This window comes from Bradyrhizobium yuanmingense (assembly GCF_900094575.1).
In the GTDB taxonomy this organism is placed as follows: domain Bacteria; phylum Pseudomonadota; class Alphaproteobacteria; order Rhizobiales; family Xanthobacteraceae; genus Bradyrhizobium; species Bradyrhizobium yuanmingense.
The window spans coordinates 226,038-252,119 of sequence record NZ_FMAE01000009.1 but is presented as its reverse complement, the minus strand read 5'-3'; the positions used below and the strand labels follow the sequence as shown (position 1 = coordinate 252,119).

Below are 26,082 nucleotides of genomic sequence, written 5' to 3'. Positions count from 1 at the left end.
GCAGTGGCGATGAGCAGATTGTTGCGAACCGGCCTGAATGCGGGCGAGGCCGCGCCGATGGCCGTGGTCGGCGGCGAGGGCGTCTACTTTCATCTTGCGGATGGCCGCAAGCTGATCGACGGCAGCAATACCGGCGGCGGTCTCGGCCATCGCCATCCTGCAATGGTGGAGGCGATCCGCCGCGCGGCCGATACGCCCGTCGTCAATGAAGGGTGGACCTGGGTTGGCCGCGAGCAGGCCGCCGACGATCTGATGACCACCGCCTTCAAGGGCGAAGAGGACTGGGTCGGCGCGGTGCGCTTCTGCATCAGTGGTAGCGAGGCCAACGACATGGCGCTGTCGCTCTGCCAGGCGCTGACGCAGCGCTCGGCGCTGGCAACGCGCGAGCGCGCCTATCACGGCATCACTGGGCTGTCGCGCAGCATGACGGTGCAGCCGCAATGGCACGGTGGCCTTGCGGTGCACGCCGGCGGCTCGAAACTACCGGCACCCATGGCGCCGGTGCGGATCCTGCCGGCGCCGGATGGGGCGATCTATGGCGCGCCGGCCAACAACACCCCGCCCAGCGAATATCTCGCGGACGCCCCGCGCCTGCTCTCGGATACGGCCGCGACGATCATCGACTACACCCAAGGCGGCATCTATTACGACGGGGCCTATCAGGACGAGGTCGCGCGCTGCGCGCGGCAGGCCGGCTCTTACTGGATCGCGGACGAGGTCGTCACCGGCGCGGGCCGCGCGGGGCGCTGGTTCGCGTTCCAGGGCGCGCAGAGCCGGCCCGATATCGTGACGCTCGGAAAGTCGCTCGGCGGCGGCGCGGCGGCCGTGGCCGCTGTCGTGGTGTCCAAAGACATCGTCGAGCGGCTGAAGGGCACGAGCTGGCAGAACTACGGCACGCTGCGTGGCCATCCGATCAGCATGGCGGCCGTCAGCGCCTATCTGAAGGTCGTCAGTGAGGACAAGATTCTGGACCACGTGCAAAGTCTGGAGAAGCTGTTCACCCGCCGCCTCCTCGCAATCGCGCAAAAGCATCCGAGCGTGCAGCGCGTGGCTGGGCAGGGGCTGCACTGGACGGTGGAGCTGCACGGCCCGGACTGGCGGGCCTGGCACGCCGACACCACCGAGGTGCCGATCGCCTCGCGGGTCGCGGAGCGCGCGCTGGAAGCCGGCGCCGTGATCGGGACCAGCGGCGAGCAGACCTCGCTGTTCCTGGCACCACCGCTGGTGATTTCCGAGTGGGAGGCTAACCAGCTTCTGGACGCGCTCGACCACGGCCTCGAAATTGCCGATAAGGAGCACGGGTGATCGCGGACCACGCAGCACCTCGTCGTTCGCCGGCCTGGCCGGCGGATGAGCCGTGGCATCTCGCGATGCCGGAGGGGACGCTCTACGACGCGCTCGCGCGTGCTGCACGTGAACGACCAACGCATCCGGCGACAATGTTCTACGGGGCGAGCCTGAGCTACGCCGAGCTGCGCGACCGGGTCGATGCCATGGCCGGCTTTCTGCAAGGCGTTTGCGGAGTGAAGCGCGGCGACCGCGTCATGATCGCGCTGCAGAATTCGCCGCAATACGTCATCGCTTACTATGCGACGATGCGGGCGGATGCCGTGATCGTGCCGGGCAATCCCATGAACAAGACCGCCGAGATCGCGTATCTCGCCGCGGATAGCGGCGCCAGAGTTGCGATCATCGGCAGCGAGCTAAGCGATGTGTTTGCACCGCTGGTGGGGAAGGCGATTACGCATGCGATTGTCGCGCAGTACCGCGACGAAGTTCCAGCCGCGACGCCCTACACGCTGCCATCATGCGTGACCGAGGCACCGTTGGAGCCGCCGTCATCGCCGGGCTGGTATTCGTGGTCGCCCGCGATAGTGCAGGGCCTGCAGCCGGGTGCGATGGAGGCGGGGCCGGCGGATCTGATGATCCTGCCCTATACCTCAGGGACAACAGGCAAGCCCAAGGCGTGCATGCACACCCATCGCAGCGCGCTGTTCACCGCCGTCTTGCAGGCGCGCTGGTATCGGCTCAATGGCAGCGACGTGATGACCGGCTTCATGCCGCTGTTCCATGTCGCGGGCATGCAGGGCTCGATGAATGCCGCCATCGTCTCCGGCGCCACGCTGCTGCTGATGGCGCGCTGGGACAAGGATCTGCTGCCGGATTTGTTCGAGACCTATGGCGTCACGTTCTGGAACGCTGCGCCGACCATGATCGTGGATGTGCTCGCCAGCGCCAGTTTCCGCGACAAATGTTTTGCGAAGCTCAAGGTGCTGACTGGTGGCGGCGCGGCGATGCCGACAGCCGTCGCGGAACGGCTGAAGGGGCGGTTTGGGCTCGATTTCGTCGAGGGCTACGGCATGACCGAGACGATGTCTCCGACGCACCTCAATCCGATGGCGGCGCCGAAGCGGCAGTGCCTCGGCATCGCCGTGCATGAGACCGACGCCAGGGTGATCGATCCCGAGAGCCTGATCGAGCTCGACGACAATGTCGTCGGCGAGATCATCGTGCACGGGCCGCAGGTGCTGCAGGGTTACTGGAACAGGCCGGAGGCGGATGCCGAAGCCCTCATTGAACGGGACGGCAAGCGGTTCCTGCGCACGGGCGATCTCGGCTACCGCGATGCCGGCGGCTATTTCTTCGCCGTCGACCGCCTGAAGCGGATGATCAATGTCAGCGGCTTCAAGGTGTGGCCGGCCGAGGTCGAGGCGGCGATGTACCAGAACCGCGCCATCCGGGAATGCTGCATCATTTCAGCGCCGGACGGCTATCGCGGTGAGACTGTCAAGGCCCTGGTGGTGCTCGATGACGCCGCGCGCGCGACGACGTCGGAGGGCGACATCGTCGGCTGGGCGCGCGGCGCGATGGCGAGCTACAAGGCGCCGCGCGCCGTCGTCTTCGTCGAGTCCCTGCCGCGCACCGCCAGCAACAAGATCAACTGGCGGCTGTTGCAGGATGCCGAATGGGGGCGGACGGCATGAAAGCTGCTTGGCTGGAAAAACAGCGCGAGGCTGCGATATGCTGCGTGCGCCTCGTCCCTGAAGCTGCGATCCCCAGCCTCGCCAAGAAACTCAAGAAATCAGGAACTCGCTGATGCGCATCGTCAATGTCGCCGCCGCCCAGATGGGCCCGATTCAGAAAGCCGACAGCCGCGAGGCCGTGGTCAAGCGCATGATCGCGCTGATGGACGAAGCCAAGAGCAAGGGTGCCGACCTGATCGTCTATCCCGAGCTGGCGCTGACGACGTTCTTCCCGCGCTGGTACGTCGAGGACCGCGCCGAGTTCGACATCTGGTTCGAGCGCGAAATGCCGAACGCTGCGACCAGGCCGCTGTTCGAGCGTGCGGCCCAGCACGGGATCGCGATGAATTTCGGCTATGCCGAGCTGACGCCCGATGGCCACCACTTCAACACCGCGATCCTGACCGACAAGTCCGGCAGGATCGTCGGCAAATACCGCAAGGTGCATCTGCCTGGCCATGTGGAATACGACAGCAAGCGCTCGCACCAGCACCTGGAGAAGCGCTATTTCGAGCCGGGCGATCTCGGCTTCAAGGTCTGGCGCGAGCTCGGCGGCATCATCGGCATGGCGATCTGCAACGACCGCCGCTGGCCCGAGACCTATCGCGTCATGGGCCTGCAGGGCGTCGAAATGGTGCTGATCGGCTACAACACGCCGTCAGTGAATGCCGAGAAGAGCGAGGAGGGCGTCGAAAAGCGCCTGTTCCACAACCGCCTCTCGGTGCAGGCCGGCGCCTATCAGAACGCGACCTGGGTGGTCGCCGTCGCCAAGGCCGGCGTCGAGGATGGTCACCCGCTGTTCGGCGGCAGCCTGATCGTCGATCCCAACGGCGAGATCGTCGCGGAAGCGAAGACCGAAGATGACGAAGTTCTGGTTCATCCCTGCGACCTCGATGCCACGACGTTCGGCAAGACCACGATCTTCGATTTCGCCCGGCATCGCCGCATCGAGCATTACGGTCTGATCACCAGCCAGACCGGCGCGGTGCCCCCGCCGGAGAAGTGACGCCGATGGCTGACAAGGGCATATCCTTGCGTGAACTCGATCCGCGCGATCGCTACAAGCTGCTTTGCGGCGTGGTGGTGCCGCGGCCGATCGCGCTGGTGACGACGTTGGATGAGAACGGGGCGGTGAATGCCGCGCCGTTCAGCTTTTTCAACGTGTTCTCCGAAAGTCCGGCGCTGATCGTGCTCGGGCTCCAGCACAAGCCGGATCACTCGCCGAAGGACACCACCCGCAACATCCATCGCGACGGCGAGTTCGTGGTGCACATGGTGGACGAGGCGCTGTCGGGCGCGATGAACGACTGCGCGGTCGATTTCCCCTCCGGCGACAGCGAGGTCGCCGCGACGGGCCTGGCGACGCTTCCCTCCGTCGACGTGAAGGTGCCGCGTCTCGCCGCGGCGCCCTTCGCGCTGGAATGCCGGCGCCATGTCGTGATGACCTTCTCGCCCGATCGCGAGCTCCTGGTCGGCGAGGTCTTGCGGGTTCACGCCCGCGAGGGGCTAGTCGACACCGCCAACATGTATGTCGATCTCGACGCTTACCGGCCGATTGGCCGCATGTTCGGCAATCTCTACACCACGCAGCGGGATACGTTTGCCCTTGTCCGCGAGAGCCATGCGCAATGGCTCGCGCGCCAGGACACCAACGAGCTGAAGGACGCCTAGTGAGCCGAGAACTGCACCGTACCCAGCGCCATGCTGACGGCCGCCTGTGTCGGGTCGATGACGGGAATCCGCAGCGCGTCTTCCAGCGCACGGCGGTGGCGGGCCATGCCGGCGCAGCCCATCACGATGGCACGGGCGCCGTCCTCGTCGCGCAGCGCGCGGCCGACCTCGATCATCTTGGCGAGCGTGCCTTCGCCGGAGGCGGTTTCGGCGACGCTCATGTTCAGCGGCCGCTCGCCGGAAAAGCGGTCGGTCAGGCCCATCTGCCTGAGATAGCGCATGTGCCGCGGGATCGAGCGCTGGGCGATCGCGATGACGCCAAAAGTCTCCGCGCGGGAAAGCGCCGTCAGCACGCCGCACTCGGCGATGCCGAACACGGGCCGGTCGGTGCCTTCGCGGCAAACCTGCAGCCCGGGATCGCTGTAGCAGGCGATGACGAAGGCGGCCGAGCTGTTGTCGCTTTCGACCAGCTTTCGCAGCGGGATCGCAACGCTATCGGCGTCCGCCTGGCTTTCAATGCCGAACGGACCCTCGGCCAGCGTCTGGCAGACCACTTCCGGCCCGCCCTCGAAATCGAGCGGCTTCAACGCGTCCTCCAGCCCCTGCGTGACCTTGTGGTTGGAGTTCGGGTTGATGACGAGAATGCGTGGCCGGGACATGATGGACTTCCTGCGAGATCTAGCGAACGTGCCTCAAGCCTATCACGGAGTGCCTCATGACTGAACCCGCTTACGACATGATCATCCGCGGCGGCCGCGTCGCCACCACGACCGACGTCTTCGAGGCCGACGTCGCCATCTCCGGCGAGACCATTGCGGCCATCGGCCGCGGGCTTCCGCCCGCAAAGCGCGAGATCGACGCGCGCGGCAAGCTGGTGCTGCCCGGCGGCGTCGACAGCCACGCCCATATCGAGCAGCTGTCGGCCGCCGGCATCATGAACGCCGACACGTTCGAGAGCGCGACCGTCTCTGCCGCTTTCGGCGGCACCACCACGGTGATTCCGTTCGCGGCTCAACATGTCGGCATGAAGCTGCCTGAGGTCGTCGCGGACTATCACGCCCTGGCGAAGAAGGGTGCGGTGATCGACTACGCCTTTCACATGATCATTGCGGACGCGACCAAGGAGACGGTCGAGGAACACATTCCCGCGCTGGTGAAGCAGGGCCATGCCTCGATCAAGATCTTCATGACCTATGACCGCCTCAAGGTCGATGACGAGCCGCTGCTCGACATCCTGCTCGCGGCGCGTCAGTCCGGCGCGATGTTATGCGCCCATGCCGAGAACCACGGCATCATCGCCTGGATGGTGAAGCGGCTGCTGTCGCGCGGCTACACCATGCCGAAATACCACGCCGTCAGCCACGCCCGCGTGTCGGAAGCCGAGGCCTTCACCCGGCTGATCGGCATGGCGGCGTTGATCGACCAGCCGATCATGATCTTCCATGTCTCGACAGCCGAAGGCGCCAAGGTGATCCGCGACTCGCGCGGGCAGGGGCTCAAGGTCTTTGCCGAGACCTGTCCGCAATACCTGTTCCTGACCGCCGCTGATCTCGACAAGCCCGGCGCGGAAGGCGCCAAATGGATGTGCAGCCCGCCGCCGCGCTCGCATGCCGACCAGGAGGCGCTGTGGCAGGCGCTCTCGCTCGGCGATCTCCAGACCATCTCGTCGGACCACGCGCCGTATCGCTACGACGAGACCGGCAAGCTGCGCGCCGGCCCCAATCCGAATTTCAAGCAGGTCGCCAACGGCCTGCCGGGCCTGGAGCTGCGGCTGCCGCTGTTGTTCGACGCGATGGTATCGAAGGGTCGGCTGGGCCTGGAGAAATTCGTCGAGCTGACCGCAACGGCGCCTGCAAAGATCTACAACCTGCATCCGCGCAAGGGCTCGATCGCCGTCGGCGCCGACGCCGATATCGCGATCTGGGATCCCAACCGCGAGGTCACCATCGCCGACGAGATGATGCACGACCTTGCCGGCTACACGCCGTTCGCGGGTCGCAAGCTCAAGGGTTGGCCGGTGTCGGTGCTTTCGCGCGGCCGCGTGATCATCGAGGGCGACAAGTGCCTCGCGAGCGCCGGCAGCGGAAAATTCCTGGCGCGCAGCGGCGGCGAGGCGGCCAGGCCGACCGGCCGGCTCGTCGCCGACATGGATCCCGAACGGAATTTTGGGGCAGAGCTGCTGTGATGGTGGATCGCGTGCGATGAGGATCGTCATCTTCGGCGGCACCGGCTTTGTCGGCCTCAATCTCGCCGAGGTGCTGCTCGCGCGCGGGCATGAGGTGACGCTGTATGATCGTAAGCAACTGCCGGCTGGAGCGGAGCGATCCTTTGCCGACTACCGGGAGCGGCTCACGATTATTCAGGGCGAGATCTCGGACGTCGAGAGGATCGAAACGCTTGTAAAGCAGGGCTTTGACGCGATTGTCCTTGGCGCTGCCATAACTGCCGGGGATCAGCTCGAGCGGTCCACGACCTCGAGCATTCTCGAGATCAATGTGATGGCTCAGTTCCCGATTCTGAGCGCTGCGATCCGCCGCGGTGTTCGGCGTGTGATCAATCTGTCGTCAGCATCTGCCTATGGAGCCGCGGGGCAACGCTATCCGATATTGGACGAGGAGACGCCGTGCGATCCCGTCTCCTTCTACGCCGTCAGCAAATTCACGTCAGAGAGATCCGTGGCGCGGCTTGCCGAGTTGTGGGGAGGCGATTTTCTGAGTGTGCGCTTAAGCGCAGTGTTCGGTCCGTGGGAACGCATCGGGAAGGTGCGCGATACGCCAAGCCTCCAGTTTCAGATTCTAGCCGCATTCGCGCGCAGCGAGCCGGCGCTGCTGCCGGCGCCAGGCATCAAGGATTGGACCTACGCGCCGGACGCCGCCGAGGCCGTGGCTGTGCTGATCGAAGCCGAGCGGCCGCGCCATCGGCTCTACAATATCTCCAGCGGCGCGGCCTGGTCGGCGCTGCAATGGGGCGAGGCTTTTGCGGCCCTGCATCCCGGGCTGGAGTGTCGGCTGGCGGAGCCGGGCGAGAAGACCTTCATCAAGCTTCATGGAGGCGATCGCGCGCCGCTCTCAGTGAGGCGAATGGCCGACGAATTCGGCTGGCGCGCGCGGTTCGGCTGTGCGGAGTCAGCTGCCGCGATGAGCGCCTGGTGGATGCAGCACAGGGAGGGGATCTGACATGCGGCTGCAGGGGCGCACGGCCATCATCACCGGCGCAGGCTCGGGCATCGGCCGCGCCAGCGCAAAACTGTTCGCGGAGGAGGGCGCGCGCCTTGCTTTGGTCGATCGTGACGCCGCGGGCCTCGAGGAAACGCTGAGCCTTATCGGCGAAGCGACGACGCATATCGGCGACGTCGGCGATGGCGCATTCGCCGAAACCGTCGTCGGCGACGTCGTGGCCCGGCATGGTCGGCTCGATATCCTCATGACCGCGGCTGGCTTCTCCTGTGGTGGCACGGTGCTGACCACGAGCCTGGACGACTGGGATGCGGTGTTCCGCGCCAATGTCGGCGGCACCTGGCTGTGGGCGCGGGCTGCGGTGCCGCAGATGCAGCGGCAGAACAGCGGCTCGATCATCACGCTGGCATCGCAGCTCGCCATTGCCGGCGGCAAGGGCAACAGCGCCTATATCGCGGCCAAGGGCGCGATCATCAGCCTGACGCGGACCATGGCGGTGGATTTCGCAACGGATGGCATCCGTGTCAACGCGATCGCGCCCGGCGCAATCGACACGCCGATGCTTCGCCGCAGCTTTGCCCGGCACGCCAATTCCGAGCAAGTGCGCGAGGCCTCGCGCAACCGCCACGCCATGAAGCGCTTCGGCGTGCCTGAGGAGATCGCGCAAACCGCACTGCATCTCGCGAGCGATGCCTCGTCGTTCACGACCGGCACCGTGATGGTGGTCGACGGAGGCTGGCTCGCCGCATGAGTGAGACGCTGACCCAGCTCGAAGCCGACATTCACGCCGATCTCGCTCGGATCGCGCATCCCGGCGCGGCGTGGCTCGAACCGAAAGCGGGGCCAGACGGCAAGCCGGCGCTGGATGTTCTCATCGTCGGCGCCGGCCAGTCCGGCATCGCCATCGGCTTCGGCCTGCTGCGCTCGCGCGTCAGCAACATCCTGCTGATCGACAAGGCCGAAGAGGGCAAGGAGGGCCCGTGGCTCACCTACGCCCGGATGCCGACGCTCCGCAGCCCGAAGGACTACACCGGGCCCGACCTCGACATCCCCGGCCTGACGTACCAGTCCTGGCACGAGGCCCGCTTCGGCAAGGCGAGCTGGCAGGAGCTCGGCCTGATCGCGCGCGAGCATTGGGCGGAGTATCTGCTCTGGCTGCGGCGCGCGGTCGGCTTGCCGGTGCGCAACGCTTGCGAGCTCAAGGAGATCGCGCCGGCGGCTGACGGCCTGCTCGCTGCGCGCGTGAAACGGGCAGCAGAGGTCGAAACGCTCTATGCCCGCAAAATCGTGCTGGCGACAGGGCAGGAGGGCATGGGCGGCTGGATGATTCCGGAGCAGCTGGTGCATCTGCCGGCGAGCTCTGTTGCAACCGTCGCCGACGACATCGATTTCGAAAGCCTGCGCGGCAAGCGCGTCGCCGTGATCGGTGCCGGCGCCTCCGCTTTCGACAATGCGGCGACTGCGCTGGAGGCCGGTGCCGCTGAAGTGCGCCTGCTGTGCCGACGCGCTCAGATCCAGGTGATCCAGCCCTATCGCTGGCTGACCTTTCGCGGCTTCCTGCGCCATCTCAGCGATCTCGACGATGCCTGGCGCTGGCGCTTCATGCGCAAGATCCTCGAGATGCGGGAAGGATTTCCGCAGCCGACCTATGACCGCTGCGCGCGTCACGCCAACTTCACACTGCACGAGGGCGCGCCGGTCGAAGCCGCGCGCAAGACTGATAACGGCGTTGAACTCCAGACGCCGCGCGGCGCCATCACCGCCGATTTCGTCATCTGCGGCACCGGCATCGACATGGACTTTGCCGGCCGCGGCGAGCTCGCCCAATGTGCCGGCAACATCGCGACCTGGGCCGACCGCTACCAGCCGCCGGAAGACGAACGCAACGAACGGCTCGGCCGCTTTCCCTATCTCGCCGACGACTATGCCTTCACCGAGCGCGAGCCGGGAATGACGCCGTGGATCGCCGACATCCATCTGTTCGCCATCGCCTCGACCATGAGCTTCGGCCCGTCGGGATCGTCGATCAATGCGATGACGACCGCCGTTCCAAAGCTGGTCCACGGCCTGACGCGCGGCCTGTTTCGCGCCGATGTCGCACGGCACTGGGATTCGCTCAGCGCCTATGACGTGCCCCAGGCTGTGGTGACGCGTCAGGCGCGAGAAATCGGGGAATCGCTGTGATCACCCATGCGCCGTCGCGACCTCGCGTCCCTCGAAATGTCCGATCGGACTGGCGCGCAACTTGCTTCCTTCTGAACCTGCCTTGCTGGCGTTCTCGTTCGAAATTCAGGGAAAAACCAATGCGTTTTGTGTCTTTCAGACTGGCGACCTCGGTTCTCGCCACCACTGCGCTGCTGCTCATCGCCACTGCGCCGTCGCAAGCGCAAACCAGGGCAGAGACCTTGCGCTACGTCACCGGCGCCTCCGTCAACACGCTCGATCCCAACATCCCCGGCTCGACCCGCGAATCCTTCGCGTTGAGCATGAGCACCTATGACAGGCTGGTGGCATTCGGCCGCAAGCAGCTCAACGGCAAATGGGTGTTCGACCTCGACACGATCACCGGCGAGCTCGCCGAATCCTATGACGTCAGTCCCGACGGCCTTAAGATCACCTTCCGCCTGCGCAAGGATGCAAAGTTCCAGGACGGCTCGCCTGTTACGGCCGAGGATGTCAAGTGGTCGCTCGACCGCTGCGTGACCGCGCCGATCCTCGGCAAGGCGCAGCTGCTGACGGGCTCGCTGACGTCGGCCGATCAGTTCAAGGTGATCGATCCCCTCACCATCGAGGTGACGCTTCCCAAACCCGACAAGCTTGCGCTGCCTAATCTTGCCACCGTGTACCCGATGATCATCAACTCGAAAGTGGCGAAAGAGCACGCGACGGCTGACGATCCCTGGGCCACGGCCTGGCTGAAGGAGCACACCGCCGGCAGCGGCGCCTATGCGGTCGAGAGCTTCAAGCCGGGCGAGCAGGTGATCATCAAGCGCAACGAGGCCTGGAACCGGGGATCGCCCGGCAAGCCGGCGTACTTCAAGCGCGTCATCGTGCAATCGGTGCCGGAGCCGGCGACCCGCGCCAACCTCGTCGAGCGCGGCGATGCCGATCTCGTGCTCGACCTGCAGGCCAGCGACGTGCAGTCGCTGGAGGCCAAGGGCAAGCTCAAGGTAATCTCGACGCCGCAATACAATGCGGTCACCTACGTCTCGATGAACAACCAGATCCCGCCCTTCGACAACGTCAATGTCCGCCGCGCCATCGCTTCCGCGCTGCCCTATGAGGACATGTTCAAGGCGGCCCTGTTCGGCCGCGGCGCGCCGCTGTTCGGCGCGACCTGGCCGGACGGCAAGCCGGCGAACGGCATCTATCCGTTCCAACAGCCGGTGAAGATGGATCTCGACAAGGCCAGGGAATACCTCAAGGCTGCAGGTCTGCCCGAAGGCTTCTCGACCACCTTCAGCTTCAATGTCGGCCAGGCCTCGACGGCCGAGCCGATGGCCGCCCTCGTCAAGGAGTCTCTTGGCAAGATCGGCATCAAGGTCGACATCCAGAAGCTGCCGGACGCGCAGATGTCGACGCAGATCAACGAGAAGAAGCTGCCGTTCTTCACCGAAGGCATCGTCGCCTGGCTGCCGTCGACCGACTATTTCTACCGCAACTTCTACACCGGCACTCAGCGCTGGAATTACTCTTCGATCAACAATCCGGACCTTGCCGCGATTGCGCAGGAGGCCCGCTTCGAGCCGGATAAGGCCAAGTACGAGGAAGCCGGCCGCAAGCTCAACGCGATGCATGTCGACCTGATGCCGCAGATCATGCTGTGGCAGCCCAATCAGGACGCGGTGATGGCGCCGTCGATCGAAGGCTACACCTATGAGTTCCACCGCCAGGTGGATTATCGCGATGTCAGCCGCAAGTGACATCCGCGGCCAGCAGGGACGCTGAATGGTGACGACCGGTCTTGGTGCAACGATGGTGCGGGCGGGCAGGCGGCTCTTGTCGTCGCTGCCGGCACTGTTCGGTGTGCTGGTCTTCACCTTCCTGTTGATGCGCGTCCTGCCCGGCGACCCCGCGGTGTTCTTCGCCTCGGGGCCCAATGCCGGCAAGGAGGAGATCGAGCAGATCCGCAAGCAGATGGGGCTCGACAAATCCGTGCCGGAGCAGCTCGTGTTCTATCTCTCCGACATCGGCCACGGCAATCTCGGCCGCTCGATGATGACGGGACAGCCGGTGCTGAAGGACCTGCGCGAGCGATTGCCGGCCTCGCTCGAGCTCACCTTCACCGCACTGTTGATCGCGCTCATCGCGGCGGTGCCGCTTGGGGTGCTGGCGGCGCTGCGGCCGGGATCAATCATCGATCACGGCGTGCGGCTGTTCTGCGCACTCGGCGTCTGCGTGCCGACCTTCGTCTCGGGCCTGCTCTTGATCTATGTCTTCTATTATCTGTTCGGGCTGGCCCCTGATCCGACCGGGCGCATCGACGTCTTCACCTCGCTGCCGCCGCAGCGCACCGGCTTCCTCTCGATCGATTTCCTGCTCGCCGGCGACGTCGAGGGCTGGTGGGCGGCCTGCAGGCAGTTGATCCTGCCGGCGGTGAGCATGGCGCTGTTCGTGATCGCGCCGCTGGCGCGGATCACGCGGGCCTCGATGCTGGTCTCGCTCGGCAGCGATTTCGTGCGCACTGCGCGCTCGGTCGGATTGTCCTGGCGCAAGGTGGTCGTCACCTATGCGCTCCGCAATGCGATCCTGCCCGTCATCACCATCGCCGGCATCGTGTTCTCGACCATGCTGGGCGCCAACGTGCTGGTGGAGAAAGTGTTCTCCTGGCCGGGCGTGGCCTCTTATGCGCTCGACGCGTTGCTGTCCTCCGACTATGCGCCGGTGCAGGGTTTCGTGCTGCTGATGGCCAGCCTGTTCGTGCTGGTCAATCTCGTCGTGGACATCTGCTACGGCATCGCCGATCCCAGGGTGTCGATCGAATGACCAGCGCCACACTTCGCCATTCGGTCTGGATCCTGCGCGGCAATCCGCTCACGGCGGTGGCCGCGGCCGGGGTGACGCTGTTCGTCCTGGTCGCGATCTTCGGACCGTGGATCGTGCCCTACGATCCCGTGGCCTCGAACGTGTCGGAGGCCCTGCTGCCACCGAGTGCGGCGCACATTGCCGGTACGGACCAGCTCGGCCGCGACGTGTTCAGCCGTCTCATCATCGCTGCACGGCTCGACCTTGCCATCGCAGTCTCCGCGGTCGGAATCTCCTTCGTGATCGGGGCCGTGGTCGGCGCGTTCTGCGGCTATGCCGGCGGACGGCTTGATCGCGCCGTCGGCCGCTTCGTCGACGTGATGATGGCGTTTCCGCTGTTCGTGCTGGCGATGGCGATGGTCGCCGCGCTCGGCAACCGGATCGAGAACATCGTGATCGCGACCGCGATCATCAATCTTCCGTTCTACATCCGCTTCGCGCGCGCCGAGGTCAACGTCCGCCGCAATGTCGGCTGGGTCGAGGCTGCGCGCGCCTGCGGCGAGAGCCATTTCTCGGTGGTGCTGCGCTTCCTGCTGCCGAACATCCTGCCGGCGATGGCGGTGCAGATCTCGCTCAATCTCGGCTGGGCCATTCTCAATGCCGCCGGCCTGTCGTTCATCGGTCTCGGCGTCAAGCCGCCGACGCCGGAATGGGGCATCATGGTCGCGGAAGGCGCGCGCTTCATCTCCACCGGACGCTGGTGGCTGGTGGCCTTTCCCGGCCTCGCACTGATGCTGGCCGTGCTGTGCTTCAACCTCCTCGGCGACGGCATGCGGGACATTCTCGATCCCCGGATGCGCACATGAGCGAGGACCTGCTTAGGATCGACGACCTCCACGTCGCGTTCTCGACGCGGCGGGGCATGGTCGAGGCCGTGCGCGGCGTCACGCTCACCGTCAAGGCCGGCGAGATGCTCGGCCTCGTCGGCGAGAGCGGCTCGGGCAAGTCGGTCACCGGCTTTGCGACGACGCGGCTGCTCGATGCAGCCGGCCGCGTCACCGGCGGCAAGATTCTGTTCCGCGGGCAGGACGTCACCAAGCTCCGCGGCGATGATCTGCGACAGCTGCAGGGCGCCGCGATGTCGATGATCTTCCAGAATCCGCGGGCGGCGCTCAACCCGATCCGCGCGATCGGCCTGCAGATCGCGGACGCGATCCTCACCCACAAGCGTATCTCGAAAGAGGCCGCGCGTGCCGAGGCGCTGGACCTGCTGCGCGCCGTTCAGATCCGCGATCCCGAGGCGCGGATGAACGCCTATCCGCACGAGCTTTCCGGCGGCATGTGCCAGCGCGTCATGATCGCGATCGCGATCTCCTGCAATCCCGCGCTGCTCATCGCGGACGAGCCGACCACCGGGCTCGACGTCACGACGCAGAAGGTGGTGATGGATCTGCTGGCAGACATTGCCGCCGCGCGAGGCATGGCCACGATCCTGATCACGCACGACCTCGGCCTTGCGGCACGCTACTGCCGCCGCATTGCCGTGATGGAGCGCGGCCGCATCGTCGAGGAGGCGAGCCCCGGCATTCTCTTCAGCGCGCCGCAGCACGCCTATACCAGACGCCTGGTAGCGGCGTCGCCGACGGCGACGTCACGGATCGCAGATCTCGTGACGGAGGAGGACAGAGAGCGTTACGCCAACGTCGTCACCAGACCCAGGCAGGAGCGAGCGCACGGCACGCCGCCGCTCCTGGAAGTGCGCAAGCTCGCCAAGCGTTTCGATCAGGGCTCCGCTGCGGTTGCCGACTTCTCGATGACGATGGCGGGCGGCGAGAGTGTCGGGCTAGTCGGCGAGTCCGGCTCGGGCAAGAGCACGACCTCGCGCATGATCTGCCGCCTGATCGATCCGAGCGAGGGCGACATCGTGTTCGACGGGCAGTCGATCGGGCACGTGGCGGCGCGCGATTTCCACCGCTCGCCGTTGCGCAAAGACATCCAGATGGTCTTTCAGGACCCGAACGAAAGCCTCAACCCGCGCTTCACGGCGTTCGATTGCATTGCCCATCCCTTGATGCGGCTCGACGGCATGCGCGCGGGCGCAGGCTTGCGCAAACGGGTGGAAGAATGCGCCGAGCGAGTCGGGCTGCCGCTCGATCTGTTGCCGCGGTTTCCGCATCAACTCTCCGGCGGGCAGAAGGCCCGCGTCGGCATCGCCCGCGCCATCGCCTGCCGGCCGCGGCTGCTGGTGCTGGACGAGCCGACCGCCGCACTCGACGTCTCGGTGCAGGCGGTTGTGCTGCAACTGCTCGATCGCCTCAGGCGCGAGAACGACATTGCGCTGCTGTTCGTCAGCCACGATCTCAACGTCGTGCGCATGCTGTGCGACCGCACCATCGTGCTGCGCAACGGCGGCATCGTGGAGCAGGGCGAGAGCCGGGCGTTATTTGATAATCCAAAGACCGACTACACGCGCAAACTGGTCGAAGCGATCCCGCATATCGAGACCGGGCCGACGCTGGCGGCCGCTCTGTAAGCCCCGAACTCGCATTCCTGGACCGCCAAATGGCGAGATCCCGCTGGCGAAGCCGCATTTAGTGGCATACCATTTGCTTGCAAATGGGCTCGGTTTCACTTGCCCTTTGCCAATGAATAGCTGGCATCACGGCACTTCTGGGAGGACTTCATGGATCGCAGGACGGTATTGAAGGGACTGGCTGGCGCGGGCAGCCTGGCATTGACGGGTGGCCTGTCGGCCCCGGCGATCGCTCAGGGTGCCTCGGCGCGCACCCTGCGTTTCGTGCCCCAGGCCAATCTCGCCAATTTCGACCCGATCTGGGGCACGCAATATGTCGTGCGCAATGCCGCCGCGATGGTTTGGGACACGCTATACGGCATCGATTCCTCGTTCCGGCCGCAGCGGCAGATGGTCGAGTCCGAGGAAGTGACCGACGACGGCACCACCTGGACGTTCAGGCTGCGGCCCGGCCTCAAATTCCACGATGGCGAGCCGGTGCTCAGCAAGGACGTCGTGGCAAGCCTGACGCGGTGGTCGGCGCGCGATCCGATGGGCCTGATGATCAAGGCGCTCCAGCAGGAGCTCACGGCCGTCGACGACCGCACCTTCAAATGGGTGCTGAAGCAGCCCTTCCCGAAATTGCTCTACGCGCTCGGCAAGAACAATTCGCCTTGCAGCTTCATCATGCCGGAGCGCATCGCGCAGACCGATCCGTTCAAGCAGATTTCTGAGTATATCGGCTCCGGTCCGCTCAAGTTCGCCAAGAGCGAGTGGGTCCCCGGTGCGAAGGCCGTGTTCGAGAAATTCGCCGACTATTCACCGCGGCAGGAGAAGGCGTCCTGGCTTGCTGGCGGCAAGCAGGTGATGGTCGACCGCGTCGAGTGGGTGATCATGCCGGATCCGGCAACCGCGGCGGCCGCGTTGCAGAACGGCGAGATCGACTGGTGGGAGAACCCGATCGCGGATCTCGTTCCGGTTCTGAAGAAGAACAAGAATATCAGCGTCGATATCGGCGATCCCCTCGGCAATATCGGCTCGTTCCGCATGAACTTCCTCTATCCGCCGTTCAATGACGTCAAGGCGCGGCGTGCGGTGCTGATGGCGCTCAGCCAGGAAGACTACATGCGCGCGATCGTCGGCGACGACAATTCGCTGTGGAAGCCGCTGCCCGGCTACTTCACGCCGGATACGCCGCTCTACACCGAAGTGGGCGGCGAGATCCTGAAGGGCAAGCGCGATCTGGACGCCGCCAAGAAGCTGCTCGCCGAGAGCGGCTATTCCGGCCAGCCGGTGACGTGCCTCGTCGCGCAGGACCAGCCAATCACCAAGGCGATGGGCGACGTCACCGCCGATCTTCTCAAGAAGCTCGGCATGAATGTCGACTTCGTCGCAACCGATTGGGGCACGGTCGGCTCCCGCCGCGCGCAGAAGACACCTCCGGGACAGGGCGGCTGGAACATGTTCCACACCTGGCACGCCGGCGCGGATTGCGTCAATCCGGCTCCCTACACCGCCATTCGTGCCAACGGCGACAAGGCCTGGTTCGGCTGGCCCACCAGCGCGGCCACCGAAAAGGAGGTCGCCTCGTGGTTCGAGGCCAAGAACGTCGACGAGGAGAAGGCTGCCATCGGCCGCCTCAACAAGGCGGCGCTCGATGACGTGGTTTACGCGCCCACGGGCTTCTTCCTGAGCTACACCGCCTGGCGCAAGAACGTCTCCGGCGTTGCCAAGGGACCGCTGCCGTTCTTCTGGGGCGTGTCGAAGTCCGCATGATCGTGCGCTGAGGCCAGATGCTCTCCTACATCCTCCGTCGCATCGTTGCGACCTTGCCAGTCATGGCGATCGTCGCGCTGTTCGTGTTCAGCCTGCTTTATATCGCGCCCGGCGATCCGGCCGTGGTGATCGCGGGCGATCAGGCAAGCCCGGAGGATGTGGAGCGCATCCGCCAGAGCCTCGGGCTGGACCGGCCCTTCCTGGTCCAGTTCGGAGGCTGGGTCTGGCGCATCCTGCACGGCGATCTCGGCACCTCGATCTTCACCAACCTGCCGGTCTCGGCGATGATCGGGCAGCGTCTCGGACCGACGCTGTCGCTGATGATCGTCACGCTGCTGCTGACGATCGTGGTGGCGGTGCCGCTCGGCGTGGTGGCGGCATGGAAGGCCGGCAGCCTGATCGATCGCGTCATCATGGGCTTTGCCGTGTTCGGATTCTCGCTGCCGGTCTTCGTGGTCGGCTACATGCTCGCCTACATCTTCGCGCTGGAGCTGGAATGGCTGCCGGTGCAGGGCTACACGCCGCTGGCCCAGGGTTTCTGGCCATGGCTGGAAAACCTGATCCTGCCGGCGATCGCGCTCGGCTGCGTCTATATCGCGCTGGTCGCCCGCATCACGCGGGCAGCCATGCTCGAAGTGCTGCAGCAGGACTATATCCGCACCGCCAAGGCCAAGGGCCTCGGGCAGGGCGGCATCCTGTTCATTCACGCGCTGAAGAACGCGGCGGTGCCGATCGTCACCGTGATCGGGATCGGCATCGCGCTCCTGATCGGCGGAGCGGTCGTCACCGAGAGCGTGTTCGCGATTCCCGGCCTCGGCCGCCTCACCATCGATGCCATCCTGCGCCGTGACTATCCGGTGATTCAGGGCATCGTGCTGCTGTTCAGCTTCGTCTACGTCCTCGTCAATCTGATGATCGACGTCGTCTACACGCTCGTTGACCCGAGGATCCGCTATTGACCGACGCCACCGTTAATCCGCATTCGCTTCCGGCCGGCCTCGTCCTTGCGCCGCAACTGCCCGAGATCCTGCGGCCGGTCAGGATACGGCGCGGCTTCGTCGGCCTCCTGCGCGGCCACCCGACGGTCGCGATCGGCGGCGCGCTGCTGCTGATGCTGGTGCTGATCGCGATCTTTGCGCCATACCTCGGCACGGTCGATCCGACCGCGCTTGCGCCCGCCAAGCGCACCCGCGCGCCGTCGGCCGATTTCTGGTTCGGCACCGACGTGCTCGGCCGCGACATCTATTCGCGCGTGCTGTTCGGCGCGCGCGTCTCGCTCACGGTCGGCCTGTCGGTCGCGATCTGCGCCTCGGCGATCGGCCTTGCCATCGGCATGGTCTCCGGCTTCATCCGCTGGGCCGACGGCATCCTGATGCGGTTCATGGACGGGCTGATGTCGATTCCGCCGATCCTGCTGGCGATCGCGCTCATGGCCCTGACGCGCGGCAGCGTCGGCAACGTCATCCTGGCGATCACCATCGCCGAGATTCCGCGCGTCTCGCGCCTCGTCCGCAGCGTCGTGCTGTCCTTGCGCGAGCAGCCCTATGTGGACGCGGCCGTGGCCTGCGGCACGCGCACGCCGATGATCATCCTGCGCCACATCCTGCCCAACACGGTTGCGCCGATGCTGGTCCAGGCGACCTACATCTGCGCCAGCGCCATGATCACGGAGGCGATCCTATCCTTCATCGGCGCCGGCACGCCGCCGACCATTCCGTCCTGGGGCAACATCATGGCCGAGGGCCGCGCGCTTTGGCAGGTGAAGCCCTACATCGTGTTCTTCCCGGCGGCGTTCCTGTCCGTCACCGTGCTCGCAGTGAATCTGCTCGGCGACGGCCTTCGCGATGCGCTCGACCCGCGCATGGCCAAAAGCCTGTGATGTTGTCTGTGATGGATCGAGGCTGATTGCGATGGCTTTGCTCGAAGTCGAGAACCTCCAGACCCATTTCCGCACGCCCGGCGGCATCAACCGCGCGGTCGACGGGGTATCCTTCCATGTCAACGAGGGTGAGACGCTCGCCATCGTCGGCGAATCCGGTTGCGGCAAGTCGGTGACGTCGATGTCCTTGATGCGGCTGATTCCGGAGCCGCCGGGCCGGATCGCAGGCAGCATCCGCTTCGCGGGCAGGGATCTGCTGAAACTGTCCGATCGCGAGATGCGCGCGATCCGCGGCAACGACATCTCGATGATCTTTCAGGAACCGATGACGAGCCTGAACCCGGTGCTCACCGTCGGCCGCCAGATCCGCGAGACCTTGATGATCCATCAGGGCCTCGACAAGCAGGCGGCGGAGGCGCATGCGGTGGAGATGCTGACACTGGTCGGCATTCCCGAGCCGAAACGGCGCGTCGGCGAATATCCGCACCAGCTGTCTGGCGGCATGCGCCAGCGCGTGATGATCGCGGTTGCGCTGGCCTGCAATCCGAAGCTTCTCATTGCAGACGAGCCGACAACCGCCCTCGACGTGACAATCCAGGCGCAGATCCTCAAGCTGATGCTGGACCTGAAGCGCCGGGTCGGTGCGGCCATCATCCTGATCACCCACGATCTCGGCGTCGTCGCCGAGATTGCCGAGCGTGTCATGGTGATGTATGCCGGCCGCAAGGTCGAGGAGGCGCCGGTGGCCGAGCTGTTCCGTTCCCCGCGCCATCCCTATACGCAGGGCCTGTTAGGCGCGGTGCCGAAGCTCGGCTCTTCGCTTGCGGGCACCGCGACGCGGCTCGCCGAGATTCCCGGGCAGGTGCCTGATCTGCGCAAGCCGATCACGGGCTGCGTCTTTGCCGGGCGCTGTGCGCTCGCGACCGATCTGTGCCGCCAGTATGCGCCGGGGCTGGAAGAGAAGGGCCCCCGCCACATCGCTGCGTGCCATTACGCCGCCAAGGGAGCGATCGCGGCATGAGTGTTCCGCTGCTCCAGGTCAACGACCTCAAGAAGCACTTTCCGATCAACAAGGGCCTCTTCGGACGGCAAACCGAATTCGTCTACGCGGTGGACGGCGTCTCCTTCGAGATCGCGCGCGGCGAGACGCTGTCCCTGGTCGGCGAGTCCGGCTGCGGAAAATCGACGGTCGGCCGCGCCATCCTGCGACTGTTCGAGATCACCTCGGGCCAGGTCATCCTCGATGGCCAGAGGATCGACGACGCCGCACCTGGCACGATGCGCCAGATGCGCCGCCGCGTGCAGGTCGTGTTCCAGGACCCCTTCTCCAGCCTCAATCCGCGCATGCGTGTGCGCGACATTCTCGCCGAGCCGATCCGCAATTTCGGCCTCGCCAAGTCCGCAGAGGATCTCGAGGTCCGTGTCACATCACTGATGGACACGGTGCGCCTGCCGCGCGAGGCGCTGAACCGCAGGCCGCACGAATTCTCCGGCGGCCAGCGTCAGCGCATTGGCATTGCGCGGGCGCTGGCTGCCGAGCCCGAGCTGATCGTCTGCGACGAGGCGGTCTCCGCGCTGGACGTTTCGGTCAAGGCGCAGATCGTCAATCTACTGCAGGATCTGCAGCGCGAGTTCGGGCTCGCGCTGCTCTTCATCAGCCACGATCTTGCCATCGTCGAGCACATGACCCATCGCGTCGCCGTGATGTATCTCGGCAAGATCGTCGAGCTGGCTCCGCGCCGCGAGATCTTTGCCGCGCCAAGGCATCCATACACCAAGGCGCTGCTTTCGGCCGTGCCGCTGCCGGAGCCCGGAGCCCAGCGCAATCCCATCATCCTCAAGGGCGACGTGCCGAGCCCGATCAATCCGCCGAAGGGATGCCGCTTTCACACCCGTTGCCCGTTCGTGTTCGATCGTTGCCGGACCGAGGAGCCGACGCTGCGCGCGACGGGACCCGAGCAGTGGGTGGCGTGTCACCTGGAAGAGGCTGCGCCGGCAGTCAGCGGTTAAGGACCTGACTCCAGTCCGCGTCGCACACCGCGCCGACGCTGGGCAGGTGCCTGGATGGCGGGCGCAACTGACATCGGGTGATGATTACATTATGCCCCTGTTTTGCCCGACGAGTCAAAATCCACCGCCGATCCTGGTCGGCATTGGCCTCGGATGCGAGGTCGCGCGGTGCATCGGAAATTCGTAAGCGAAAACAAGCCCCGTTTTACTGTGCATGGGGTTGTTTTCGCACTTTGTCGTGGCGGACCCTCAACCCTGCCGGCGCAGGAAGCCGGTGATCGTCACCTTGTCCCAGATGCCGGCCGCGGCAAACGGATCGGCGCGATTGAAGGCCTCGACCTCGCTACGGCTAGGGGCCTCGATCAGGAACAGGCTGCCGATCATGGTCTGGCCGTCGTCGGAGACGAGCGGACCGGACATCACGATCTTGACGCCGAAGCGCGAGGTGTCGCTGAGGAAAGCCTTGTGGGCATCGTAATTGGCGAGCCGGGTCGGCAACGCGCCGGTGCGGTCGAGGGCGTGAATGGCGAACAGCATGCTGTCTCCGTTTCTTGGCTTCATTCTTGGGACGGCCGCGGGCTGCGGCCGTCCGGTCTTGATGTGGGGGGATGGCCTACTTCGCGCTGAGCTTGCCGGCGTCCTCGAAGGTGGGGCAGGTCCGCTGCTCCAGCGGCACGTCGAACGGCCCGTAATTGTCCTTGGTGATCACCGTCGGCTTCAGCACGATCTCGCTGATGACAGGCTGGCCCCGCAAGGAGCGGATCGCCATCATGGTGCCGAGGCAGCCTTGCGCAAAGCCGTTGTAGTCGCCGCTCGCCAGCAGCTTGCCGGACTTGATCGCGTCGATCGCCTCCTTGGTGCCGTTGATGCCGATCACCTGCGCCTTGCGGTTGGCACCGTCGAGCGCCTCGATCGCGCCGACCGCCATGGCATCGTTGGCGGCTAACACGCCGTCGATCTGCGAATTCGACTGCATCAAGTTCTCCATCACCTGGAGCGCCTGGAGCCGCTGGTAGTTGCCGGGCTGCGAGGCCAAAAGCTTGGCGCCGGGGGCTTCCTTCAGCGCGTCGTTGAAGCCGCGGACGCGGTCGACATTGGTCAGCGAGCCCTTGACGCCTTCGATGATGACGATGTTGCCCTTGCCGCCGAGCGTCTTGAGCAGGAAGCGCGCGGTCTCCAGCCCAAGGCTGTAATCGTCGGCGCCGACGAAGGACAGGAACTTGCCGCCGGCAGAACGGTCGGTGATGTTGACGACCGGGATCTTGGCTTCGTTGATCTTCTCGACGCCCGGCACCATCGCCTTGTAATCGACCGGCGTGAACACGATCGCGCTCGGCTTCTTCACCACCACGTCCTCGATCTGGCTGAGCTGCTCGGGAATCGAGTCCGGCTTGGTCGGGATGTATTGCAGCGTCTTCGCGTTCAGCACCTTCGCCATGTTGTCGGCGCCGACCCGCACCGTCTGGAAGAACGGATTGGTCTGGTTCTTGGTGAAGACGGCGATGGTCTCGCCGTCGGCACGCGCCGCAGTGGTGAGCGCGGTCGCCATCAGCAGCGGCAGCGCCACATAGCCAATTGTCTTTCTCATATTGCCTCCATCCCTCATTTTGCTTGTTGGATTGCTGGAACTCATTGCGCGCGGCGGCGGGTCTTCATGTCGAGCCAGACCGCGAGAATGACGATAACGCCGGTGACGAGCGGCTGCCAATTGGCGCTGACCGCGAGCAGGTTCATGCCGTTCAGCACCAGGGTCAGTATCAGCGCGCCGATGAAGGTGCCGAACACCGTGCCGACGCCGCCGAACAGCGAGGTGCCCCCGATCAGAACGGCCGCGATCGCCGGCAGCGTCAGGCTCTCGCCGATATCGGCCTCGGCCGAATTGAGCCGCGACAGGAAGATGATCGAGGCAAGTCCCGCCATGGTGCCTGAGACCGCGTAGACCAGCAGCAGGCGGCGCGCGACGGGAATGCCTGATAGTCGTGCGGCGACAGGATTGGCGCCGATCGCGTAGATCTCCTGGCCCCAGACCGTGCGCTGCGCGAAGAACGTCCCGATGCCGAGGAACACCAGGAGCAGGTAGACCGGAATGGGTAGGCCGAACAGATAGCCGCTGCCGATCTGGCGGAAGCCGGCCGGGAAGCCGTGCAGGGTCTCGCCCGCCATGTACCAATAGGTGAGGCCGTTCAGCACCCAGAGCATGCCGTAGGTGGCGATGAAGGAGGGGATGCGGAGCGCCGTGACCATGACGCCGTTGATCAGGCCGACGAGCCCGCCGCAGGCAAGTCCGGTGAGGATGCCGAGCGCAGGCGAACCGGTCGTGTGGATCACGGTACCGGCGAGGCAGGCGGACAGCGCGACATTGGCGCCGACGGAGAGATCGAGGCCTGCGGTCAGCACCACCAGCGTCAGGCCGGAGGCGATGAAGAAGGTCAAGCTTGCCTGCCTCAGCACGTTGAGGATGTTGCCGAGGCTCAGGAAGGAATCGCTGAGCACGGCCAGCACCGCGCAGATCAGGAAAGCCGCGAGCAGGCGATAGAATAGCTGGACCGCGTCCTGCGACAGGAAGGAGCGGGGCGGCGCCATGGCGCCCTTGGTGATGTCGGTCATGTGCGGCTCCTGAGGCCGTCGAGGAACAGGGCAACGATGACGAGCACGCCGACGCTGGCGACCTGCACCGAGGAGGGGAGCGAGATCAGGTTCAGGCCGTTGCGCAACACGCCGACGGAAAGGACCCCGAGCAGCGTACCGAGTAGCCAGCCATTGCCCCGCTCGAACGAGGTGCCGCCGACGGCGACGGCCGCGATGGCATCGAATTCCAGGCCGAGGCCGGCGGTGGGATGGCCGGAGTTCATGCGTGCGGTCATCAACAGGCCTGCGATTCCGGCCATGGCGCCACCGATCGCGTAGACCGCGATCAGCAGCCTGTTGGGCGAGAGCCCGGCATAGCGCAGCGCCTCGCGGTTGCCGCCGAGGGCGAAGATGTAGGTGCCGAAGCGGGTGTGATAGAGCAGGCCGTGAAAGGTCGCATATGTCACCAGCGCCATCACGATCGGCACGGGAATGCCGAGCAGCGTCGCCGAATAGATGTCGCGCACGCTGTGGGGAATGCCGACCACGCTCTGGCCGTCGCTGACGATCAGCGACAGGCCCTGCGCCATGCCGAGCGTGCCGAGCGTCGCGACGAAGGGCGGTATGCCGAGAATCGCGACCAGCCAGCCGTTGGCGAGGCCGAAGGCGGTGCCGACCAGAAGGCCGGCGCCGAGGCCCAGCAGCATCGACTTGGTCGCAAGCGACACGATCGCGACGCAGAGCGAGGTCAGCGTCAGCACCGCGCCCATCGACAGGTCCAGCCCCTCCGTCATGATGATCAGGGTCATCGGCAGCGCGAGCATGGTCAGGATGGTCGACTGCACCAGCACGTTGGAGAGGTTGGCGACCGACAGGAAGCCGGGCGCGATCACGCTGAACAGCGCGATCAGTAGCACCAGCACCATGGCAACGCCGGGAATGCGCTGCAGCGGATTGGGTTGAGCGACGACCGCGACCTCACGCATGATGCATCCCCAATCGCACGATGTTCTCCTCGGTCAATTCGTTGCGGGTCAGGTGTCCGGCGATGCGCCCCTCGCGCATCACATAGGCGCGGTCGCAGACATGGCAGATCTCGACCTGTTCGGACGAGATCATCAGCGCCGCCGCGCCGTCCGCGACCAGGCGGTCGATCAGCGCGAAAATCTCCGACTTGGCGCCGATGTCGATGCCCCGTGTCGGCTCGTCGAAGATGAAGAGCTTCGAGCCGGCGGCGAGCCATTTGCCGATCACGACCTTCTGCTGGTTGCCGCCCGAGAGCAGGCCGACGGTCTGGCGTGCGCTTGGTGTCGCGATGCGGAGCTGCCGGATCAGACCGTCAGCGGTACGCTGGGCCGAGCGTTGGTCGAATAGCCCGCTCGGAAACAGCTTTTTCAGCGCCGACACCACCAGATTGTCGCTGACGGATCGCAGCAGCGCGAGGCCTTCGCTCTTGCGGCTTTCGGGGATCAGCGCGATGCCGCGACGGGCGGCGAGATCCGGCTCGCCGGAAATGCTCTTACCATCGAAGATGATCTCGCCCGAGGTCACGGGGTCGGCGCCGAAGATGGCGCGGGCGACCTCGCTGCGGCCGGAGCCGACCAGGCCGCATAGCCCGACGATCTCGCCCCGGCGCACCTCGATGTTGATGTCGGAGATGCCGGTGGGCGCGGAGAGGCCCTTGACCTGGAGCAGCACCTCGCCGGGCTTGTCGGCGAAATGGCGCGGATAGGTCATGTCGACGTTGCGGCCGACCATCATGCGCACGAGCTGGTCCGGCGTGACGTCGGCGGGCCGGACGCCGTCGATGCGGCGGCCGTCGCGCAGCACGGTGATGCGATCGCCGAGCGCGAACACCTCGGCCATGCGGTGCGAGATATAGACGATCGAGACGCCGTCGGCCTTCAGCCGCGCGATCAGCGCGAACAAGAGCTCGGTCTCGCGGTCGGACAGCGCCGCGGTCGGCTCGTCCATGACGAGGATGCGGGCGTTCTGGCTGATCGCTTTGGCGATCTCGACCATCTGCTGCTGGGCGACGCCGAGCTTGTCGACGGTGGTGGCGGGATCGATGTCGAAGCCGATCGTGTCGAGCACGCGCCTTGCGTCAGCCAATATCCTGCGGCGGTCGATGGTGCCGGGAATGCGGCCCTTCGGCTCGCGTCCCAAGAAGATGTTCTGGGCGATGTCGAGATGGGGGACCAGCGAGAATTCCTGGAAGATCACGGCGATGCCGAGCTTCTGCGCATCCGCGGTGGAATTGATCGCGACCTTCTCGCCCTTGTAGTAGAATTCGCCGGCGTCGGCGCGATAGGCGCCGCACAGCACTTTCATCAGGCTCGACTTGCCGGCGCCGTTCTCGCCCAGCAGCATATGGACCTCGCCGGGGTAGACGGCGAAGGACACGTCGTCGAGCGCCTTGACGCCGGGAAACTCCTTGCTGATGCCGCGCAGCTCCAGCAGCGGCGTGGGTGAGGTGACCTCGATCGGGAGCGCGTCGCTCAT

23 protein-coding genes are annotated in these 26,082 nt (G+C 65.5%); 17 read left to right on the top strand and 6 right to left on the bottom strand.

The window, feature by feature from the left end; translation table 11 throughout:
• Nucleotides 1-9 precede the first annotated feature (9 nt).
• The 4 genes from GA0061099_RS30325 to GA0061099_RS30310 all read left to right on the top strand — a co-directional run bounded on the left by GA0061099_RS30325 (nucleotide 10) and on the right by GA0061099_RS30310 (nucleotide 4,694).
• Nucleotides 10-1,305 (top strand): aminotransferase class III-fold pyridoxal phosphate-dependent enzyme, encoded by a 1,296-nt coding sequence (locus tag GA0061099_RS30325; RefSeq protein WP_036023729.1) that lies wholly within the window; start codon nucleotides 10-12, stop codon nucleotides 1,303-1,305.
• Nucleotides 1,302-2,984 (top strand): long-chain-fatty-acid--CoA ligase, encoded by a 1,683-nt coding sequence (locus tag GA0061099_RS30320; RefSeq protein WP_036023556.1) that lies wholly within the window; start codon nucleotides 1,302-1,304, stop codon nucleotides 2,982-2,984. The genes GA0061099_RS30325 and GA0061099_RS30320 overlap by 4 nt, the downstream gene beginning before the upstream one ends.
• 112 nt (nucleotides 2,985-3,096) lie before the next feature.
• Nucleotides 3,097-4,029, top strand: coding sequence for an N-carbamoyl-D-amino-acid hydrolase (locus GA0061099_RS30315; RefSeq protein ID WP_036023557.1), 933 nt, complete (start codon nucleotides 3,097-3,099; stop codon nucleotides 4,027-4,029).
• A 5-nt stretch (nucleotides 4,030-4,034) separates the two neighbouring features.
• The gene (locus tag GA0061099_RS30310) at nucleotides 4,035-4,694 is read left to right on the top strand and encodes a flavin reductase family protein (protein WP_193375180.1); all 660 of its coding nucleotides are present in this window, start codon (nucleotides 4,035-4,037) and stop codon (nucleotides 4,692-4,694) included.
• Here GA0061099_RS30310 and GA0061099_RS30305 read toward each other — a convergent pair.
• Nucleotides 4,691-5,353, bottom strand: a complete 663-nt coding sequence (locus GA0061099_RS30305; protein ID WP_036023560.1) for an aspartate/glutamate racemase family protein — start codon at nucleotides 5,351-5,353, stop codon at nucleotides 4,691-4,693. The two genes, GA0061099_RS30310 and GA0061099_RS30305, sit on opposite strands and share 4 nt — an antisense overlap.
• A 56-nt stretch (nucleotides 5,354-5,409) precedes the next feature.
• Here GA0061099_RS30305 and hydA point away from each other — a divergent pair, with 56 nt between their 5' ends.
• The 13 genes from hydA to GA0061099_RS30240 all read left to right on the top strand — a co-directional run bounded on the left by hydA (nucleotide 5,410) and on the right by GA0061099_RS30240 (nucleotide 21,012).
• Nucleotides 5,410-6,879, top strand: a complete 1,470-nt coding sequence (gene hydA / locus GA0061099_RS30300) for a dihydropyrimidinase (RefSeq protein WP_036023562.1) — start codon at nucleotides 5,410-5,412, stop codon at nucleotides 6,877-6,879.
• Between the two features lie 16 nt (nucleotides 6,880-6,895).
• Entirely contained in the window at nucleotides 6,896-7,870 is a 975-nt protein-coding gene (locus tag GA0061099_RS30295) for an NAD-dependent epimerase/dehydratase family protein (protein WP_036023563.1), read from the top strand.
• Nucleotide 7,871: 1 nt separating this feature from the next.
• The gene (locus GA0061099_RS30290; protein WP_036023565.1) at nucleotides 7,872-8,621 is read left to right on the top strand and encodes an SDR family oxidoreductase; all 750 of its coding nucleotides are present in this window, start codon (nucleotides 7,872-7,874) and stop codon (nucleotides 8,619-8,621) included.
• Nucleotides 8,618-10,054 carry an NAD(P)-binding domain-containing protein gene (locus tag GA0061099_RS30285; protein ID WP_036023571.1) on the top strand — a complete coding sequence of 479 codons (1,437 nt, stop codon included), beginning with the start codon at nucleotides 8,618-8,620 and terminating at the stop codon, nucleotides 10,052-10,054. Before GA0061099_RS30290 ends, GA0061099_RS30285 begins: the two co-directional genes overlap by 4 nt.
• 119 nt (nucleotides 10,055-10,173) lie before the next feature.
• Complete coding sequence (locus GA0061099_RS30280; protein WP_036023574.1) at nucleotides 10,174-11,793, top strand: ABC transporter substrate-binding protein; 1,620 nt, start codon at nucleotides 10,174-10,176, stop codon at nucleotides 11,791-11,793.
• Between the two features lie 28 nt (nucleotides 11,794-11,821).
• Nucleotides 11,822-12,856 (top strand): ABC transporter permease, encoded by a 1,035-nt coding sequence (locus GA0061099_RS30275; protein WP_036005288.1) that lies wholly within the window; start codon nucleotides 11,822-11,824, stop codon nucleotides 12,854-12,856.
• Nucleotides 12,853-13,701, top strand: a complete 849-nt coding sequence (locus GA0061099_RS30270; protein ID WP_036005271.1) for an ABC transporter permease — start codon at nucleotides 12,853-12,855, stop codon at nucleotides 13,699-13,701. The genes GA0061099_RS30275 and GA0061099_RS30270 overlap by 4 nt, the downstream gene beginning before the upstream one ends.
• Nucleotides 13,698-15,368 carry a nickel ABC transporter ATP-binding protein NikE gene (nikE, locus tag GA0061099_RS30265; protein ID WP_036023575.1) on the top strand — a complete coding sequence of 557 codons (1,671 nt, stop codon included), beginning with the start codon at nucleotides 13,698-13,700 and terminating at the stop codon, nucleotides 15,366-15,368. Before GA0061099_RS30270 ends, nikE begins: the two co-directional genes overlap by 4 nt.
• A 150-nt stretch (nucleotides 15,369-15,518) precedes the next feature.
• Entirely contained in the window at nucleotides 15,519-17,123 is a 1,605-nt protein-coding gene (locus GA0061099_RS30260) for an ABC transporter substrate-binding protein (protein ID WP_036023576.1), read from the top strand.
• A 17-nt stretch (nucleotides 17,124-17,140) separates the two neighbouring features.
• Nucleotides 17,141-18,082: an ABC transporter permease gene (locus GA0061099_RS30255; protein ID WP_036023577.1), complete on the top strand. Its 942-nt coding sequence runs from the start codon at nucleotides 17,141-17,143 to the stop codon at nucleotides 18,080-18,082.
• Nucleotides 18,079-19,002: an ABC transporter permease gene (locus tag GA0061099_RS30250; protein WP_036023578.1), complete on the top strand. Its 924-nt coding sequence runs from the start codon at nucleotides 18,079-18,081 to the stop codon at nucleotides 19,000-19,002. The genes GA0061099_RS30255 and GA0061099_RS30250 overlap by 4 nt, the downstream gene beginning before the upstream one ends.
• Nucleotides 19,003-19,033: 31 nt before the next feature.
• A complete protein-coding gene (locus GA0061099_RS30245; RefSeq protein ID WP_036023586.1) occupies nucleotides 19,034-20,023 on the top strand; it encodes an ABC transporter ATP-binding protein in 990 nt (329 codons plus the stop codon).
• Nucleotides 20,020-21,012 carry an ABC transporter ATP-binding protein gene (locus GA0061099_RS30240; protein WP_036023588.1) on the top strand — a complete coding sequence of 331 codons (993 nt, stop codon included), beginning with the start codon at nucleotides 20,020-20,022 and terminating at the stop codon, nucleotides 21,010-21,012. The genes GA0061099_RS30245 and GA0061099_RS30240 overlap by 4 nt, the downstream gene beginning before the upstream one ends.
• Before the next feature lie 249 nt (nucleotides 21,013-21,261).
• On the opposite strand, the gene GA0061099_RS30235 is transcribed toward GA0061099_RS30240, so the two are convergent.
• The 5 genes from GA0061099_RS30235 to GA0061099_RS30215 form a co-directional block, all read right to left on the bottom strand.
• Entirely contained in the window at nucleotides 21,262-21,549 is a 288-nt protein-coding gene (locus GA0061099_RS30235; RefSeq protein WP_036005205.1) for a YciI family protein, read from the bottom strand.
• A gap of 76 nt (nucleotides 21,550-21,625) precedes the next feature.
• Complete coding sequence (locus tag GA0061099_RS30230; protein ID WP_036005202.1) at nucleotides 21,626-22,600, bottom strand: sugar ABC transporter substrate-binding protein; 975 nt, start codon at nucleotides 22,598-22,600, stop codon at nucleotides 21,626-21,628.
• Between the two features lie 41 nt (nucleotides 22,601-22,641).
• Nucleotides 22,642-23,619: an ABC transporter permease gene (locus tag GA0061099_RS30225; protein WP_036005199.1), complete on the bottom strand. Its 978-nt coding sequence runs from the start codon at nucleotides 23,617-23,619 to the stop codon at nucleotides 22,642-22,644.
• Nucleotides 23,616-24,566, bottom strand: coding sequence for an ABC transporter permease (locus tag GA0061099_RS30220; RefSeq protein WP_036023591.1), 951 nt, complete (start codon nucleotides 24,564-24,566; stop codon nucleotides 23,616-23,618). The genes GA0061099_RS30225 and GA0061099_RS30220 overlap by 4 nt, the downstream gene beginning before the upstream one ends.
• On the bottom strand, nucleotides 24,559-26,082 hold the full coding sequence (locus GA0061099_RS30215; RefSeq protein ID WP_036023593.1) for a sugar ABC transporter ATP-binding protein: 1,524 nt from the start codon (nucleotides 26,080-26,082) through the stop codon (nucleotides 24,559-24,561). Before GA0061099_RS30215 ends, GA0061099_RS30220 begins: the two co-directional genes overlap by 8 nt.

Excerpts from the sequence above, each read along its gene's own strand:
- GA0061099_RS30270 (WP_036005271.1), top strand. The coding sequence starts at position 12,853 with ATGACCAGCGCCACACTTCGCCATTCGGTCTGGATCCTGCGCGGCAAT.
- GA0061099_RS30215 (WP_036023593.1), bottom strand. The coding sequence starts at position 26,082 with ATGAGCGACGCGCTCCCGATCGAGGTCACCTCACCCACGCCGCTGCTG.
- GA0061099_RS30325 (WP_036023729.1), top strand. The coding sequence starts at position 10 with ATGAGCAGATTGTTGCGAACCGGCCTGAATGCGGGCGAGGCCGCGCCG.
- GA0061099_RS30315 (WP_036023557.1), top strand. The coding sequence starts at position 3,097 with ATGCGCATCGTCAATGTCGCCGCCGCCCAGATGGGCCCGATTCAGAAA.
- nikE (WP_036023575.1), top strand. The coding sequence starts at position 13,698 with ATGAGCGAGGACCTGCTTAGGATCGACGACCTCCACGTCGCGTTCTCG.
- GA0061099_RS30295 (WP_036023563.1), top strand. The coding sequence starts at position 6,896 with ATGAGGATCGTCATCTTCGGCGGCACCGGCTTTGTCGGCCTCAATCTC.
- GA0061099_RS30285 (WP_036023571.1), top strand. The coding sequence starts at position 8,618 with ATGAGTGAGACGCTGACCCAGCTCGAAGCCGACATTCACGCCGATCTC.
- GA0061099_RS30280 (WP_036023574.1), top strand. The coding sequence starts at position 10,174 with ATGCGTTTTGTGTCTTTCAGACTGGCGACCTCGGTTCTCGCCACCACT.
- GA0061099_RS30310 (WP_193375180.1), top strand. The coding sequence starts at position 4,035 with ATGGCTGACAAGGGCATATCCTTGCGTGAACTCGATCCGCGCGATCGC.
- GA0061099_RS30240 (WP_036023588.1), top strand. The coding sequence starts at position 20,020 with ATGAGTGTTCCGCTGCTCCAGGTCAACGACCTCAAGAAGCACTTTCCG.
- GA0061099_RS30290 (WP_036023565.1), top strand. The coding sequence starts at position 7,872 with ATGCGGCTGCAGGGGCGCACGGCCATCATCACCGGCGCAGGCTCGGGC.
- GA0061099_RS30255 (WP_036023577.1), top strand. The coding sequence starts at position 17,141 with ATGCTCTCCTACATCCTCCGTCGCATCGTTGCGACCTTGCCAGTCATG.
- GA0061099_RS30230 (WP_036005202.1), bottom strand. The coding sequence starts at position 22,600 with ATGAGAAAGACAATTGGCTATGTGGCGCTGCCGCTGCTGATGGCGACC.
- GA0061099_RS30225 (WP_036005199.1), bottom strand. The coding sequence starts at position 23,619 with ATGACCGACATCACCAAGGGCGCCATGGCGCCGCCCCGCTCCTTCCTG.
- hydA (WP_036023562.1), top strand. The coding sequence starts at position 5,410 with ATGACTGAACCCGCTTACGACATGATCATCCGCGGCGGCCGCGTCGCC.
- GA0061099_RS30220 (WP_036023591.1), bottom strand. The coding sequence starts at position 24,566 with ATGCGTGAGGTCGCGGTCGTCGCTCAACCCAATCCGCTGCAGCGCATT.
- GA0061099_RS30235 (WP_036005205.1), bottom strand. The coding sequence starts at position 21,549 with ATGCTGTTCGCCATTCACGCCCTCGACCGCACCGGCGCGTTGCCGACC.
- GA0061099_RS30245 (WP_036023586.1), top strand. The coding sequence starts at position 19,034 with ATGGCTTTGCTCGAAGTCGAGAACCTCCAGACCCATTTCCGCACGCCC.
- GA0061099_RS30260 (WP_036023576.1), top strand. The coding sequence starts at position 15,519 with ATGGATCGCAGGACGGTATTGAAGGGACTGGCTGGCGCGGGCAGCCTG.
- GA0061099_RS30305 (WP_036023560.1), bottom strand. The coding sequence starts at position 5,353 with ATGTCCCGGCCACGCATTCTCGTCATCAACCCGAACTCCAACCACAAG.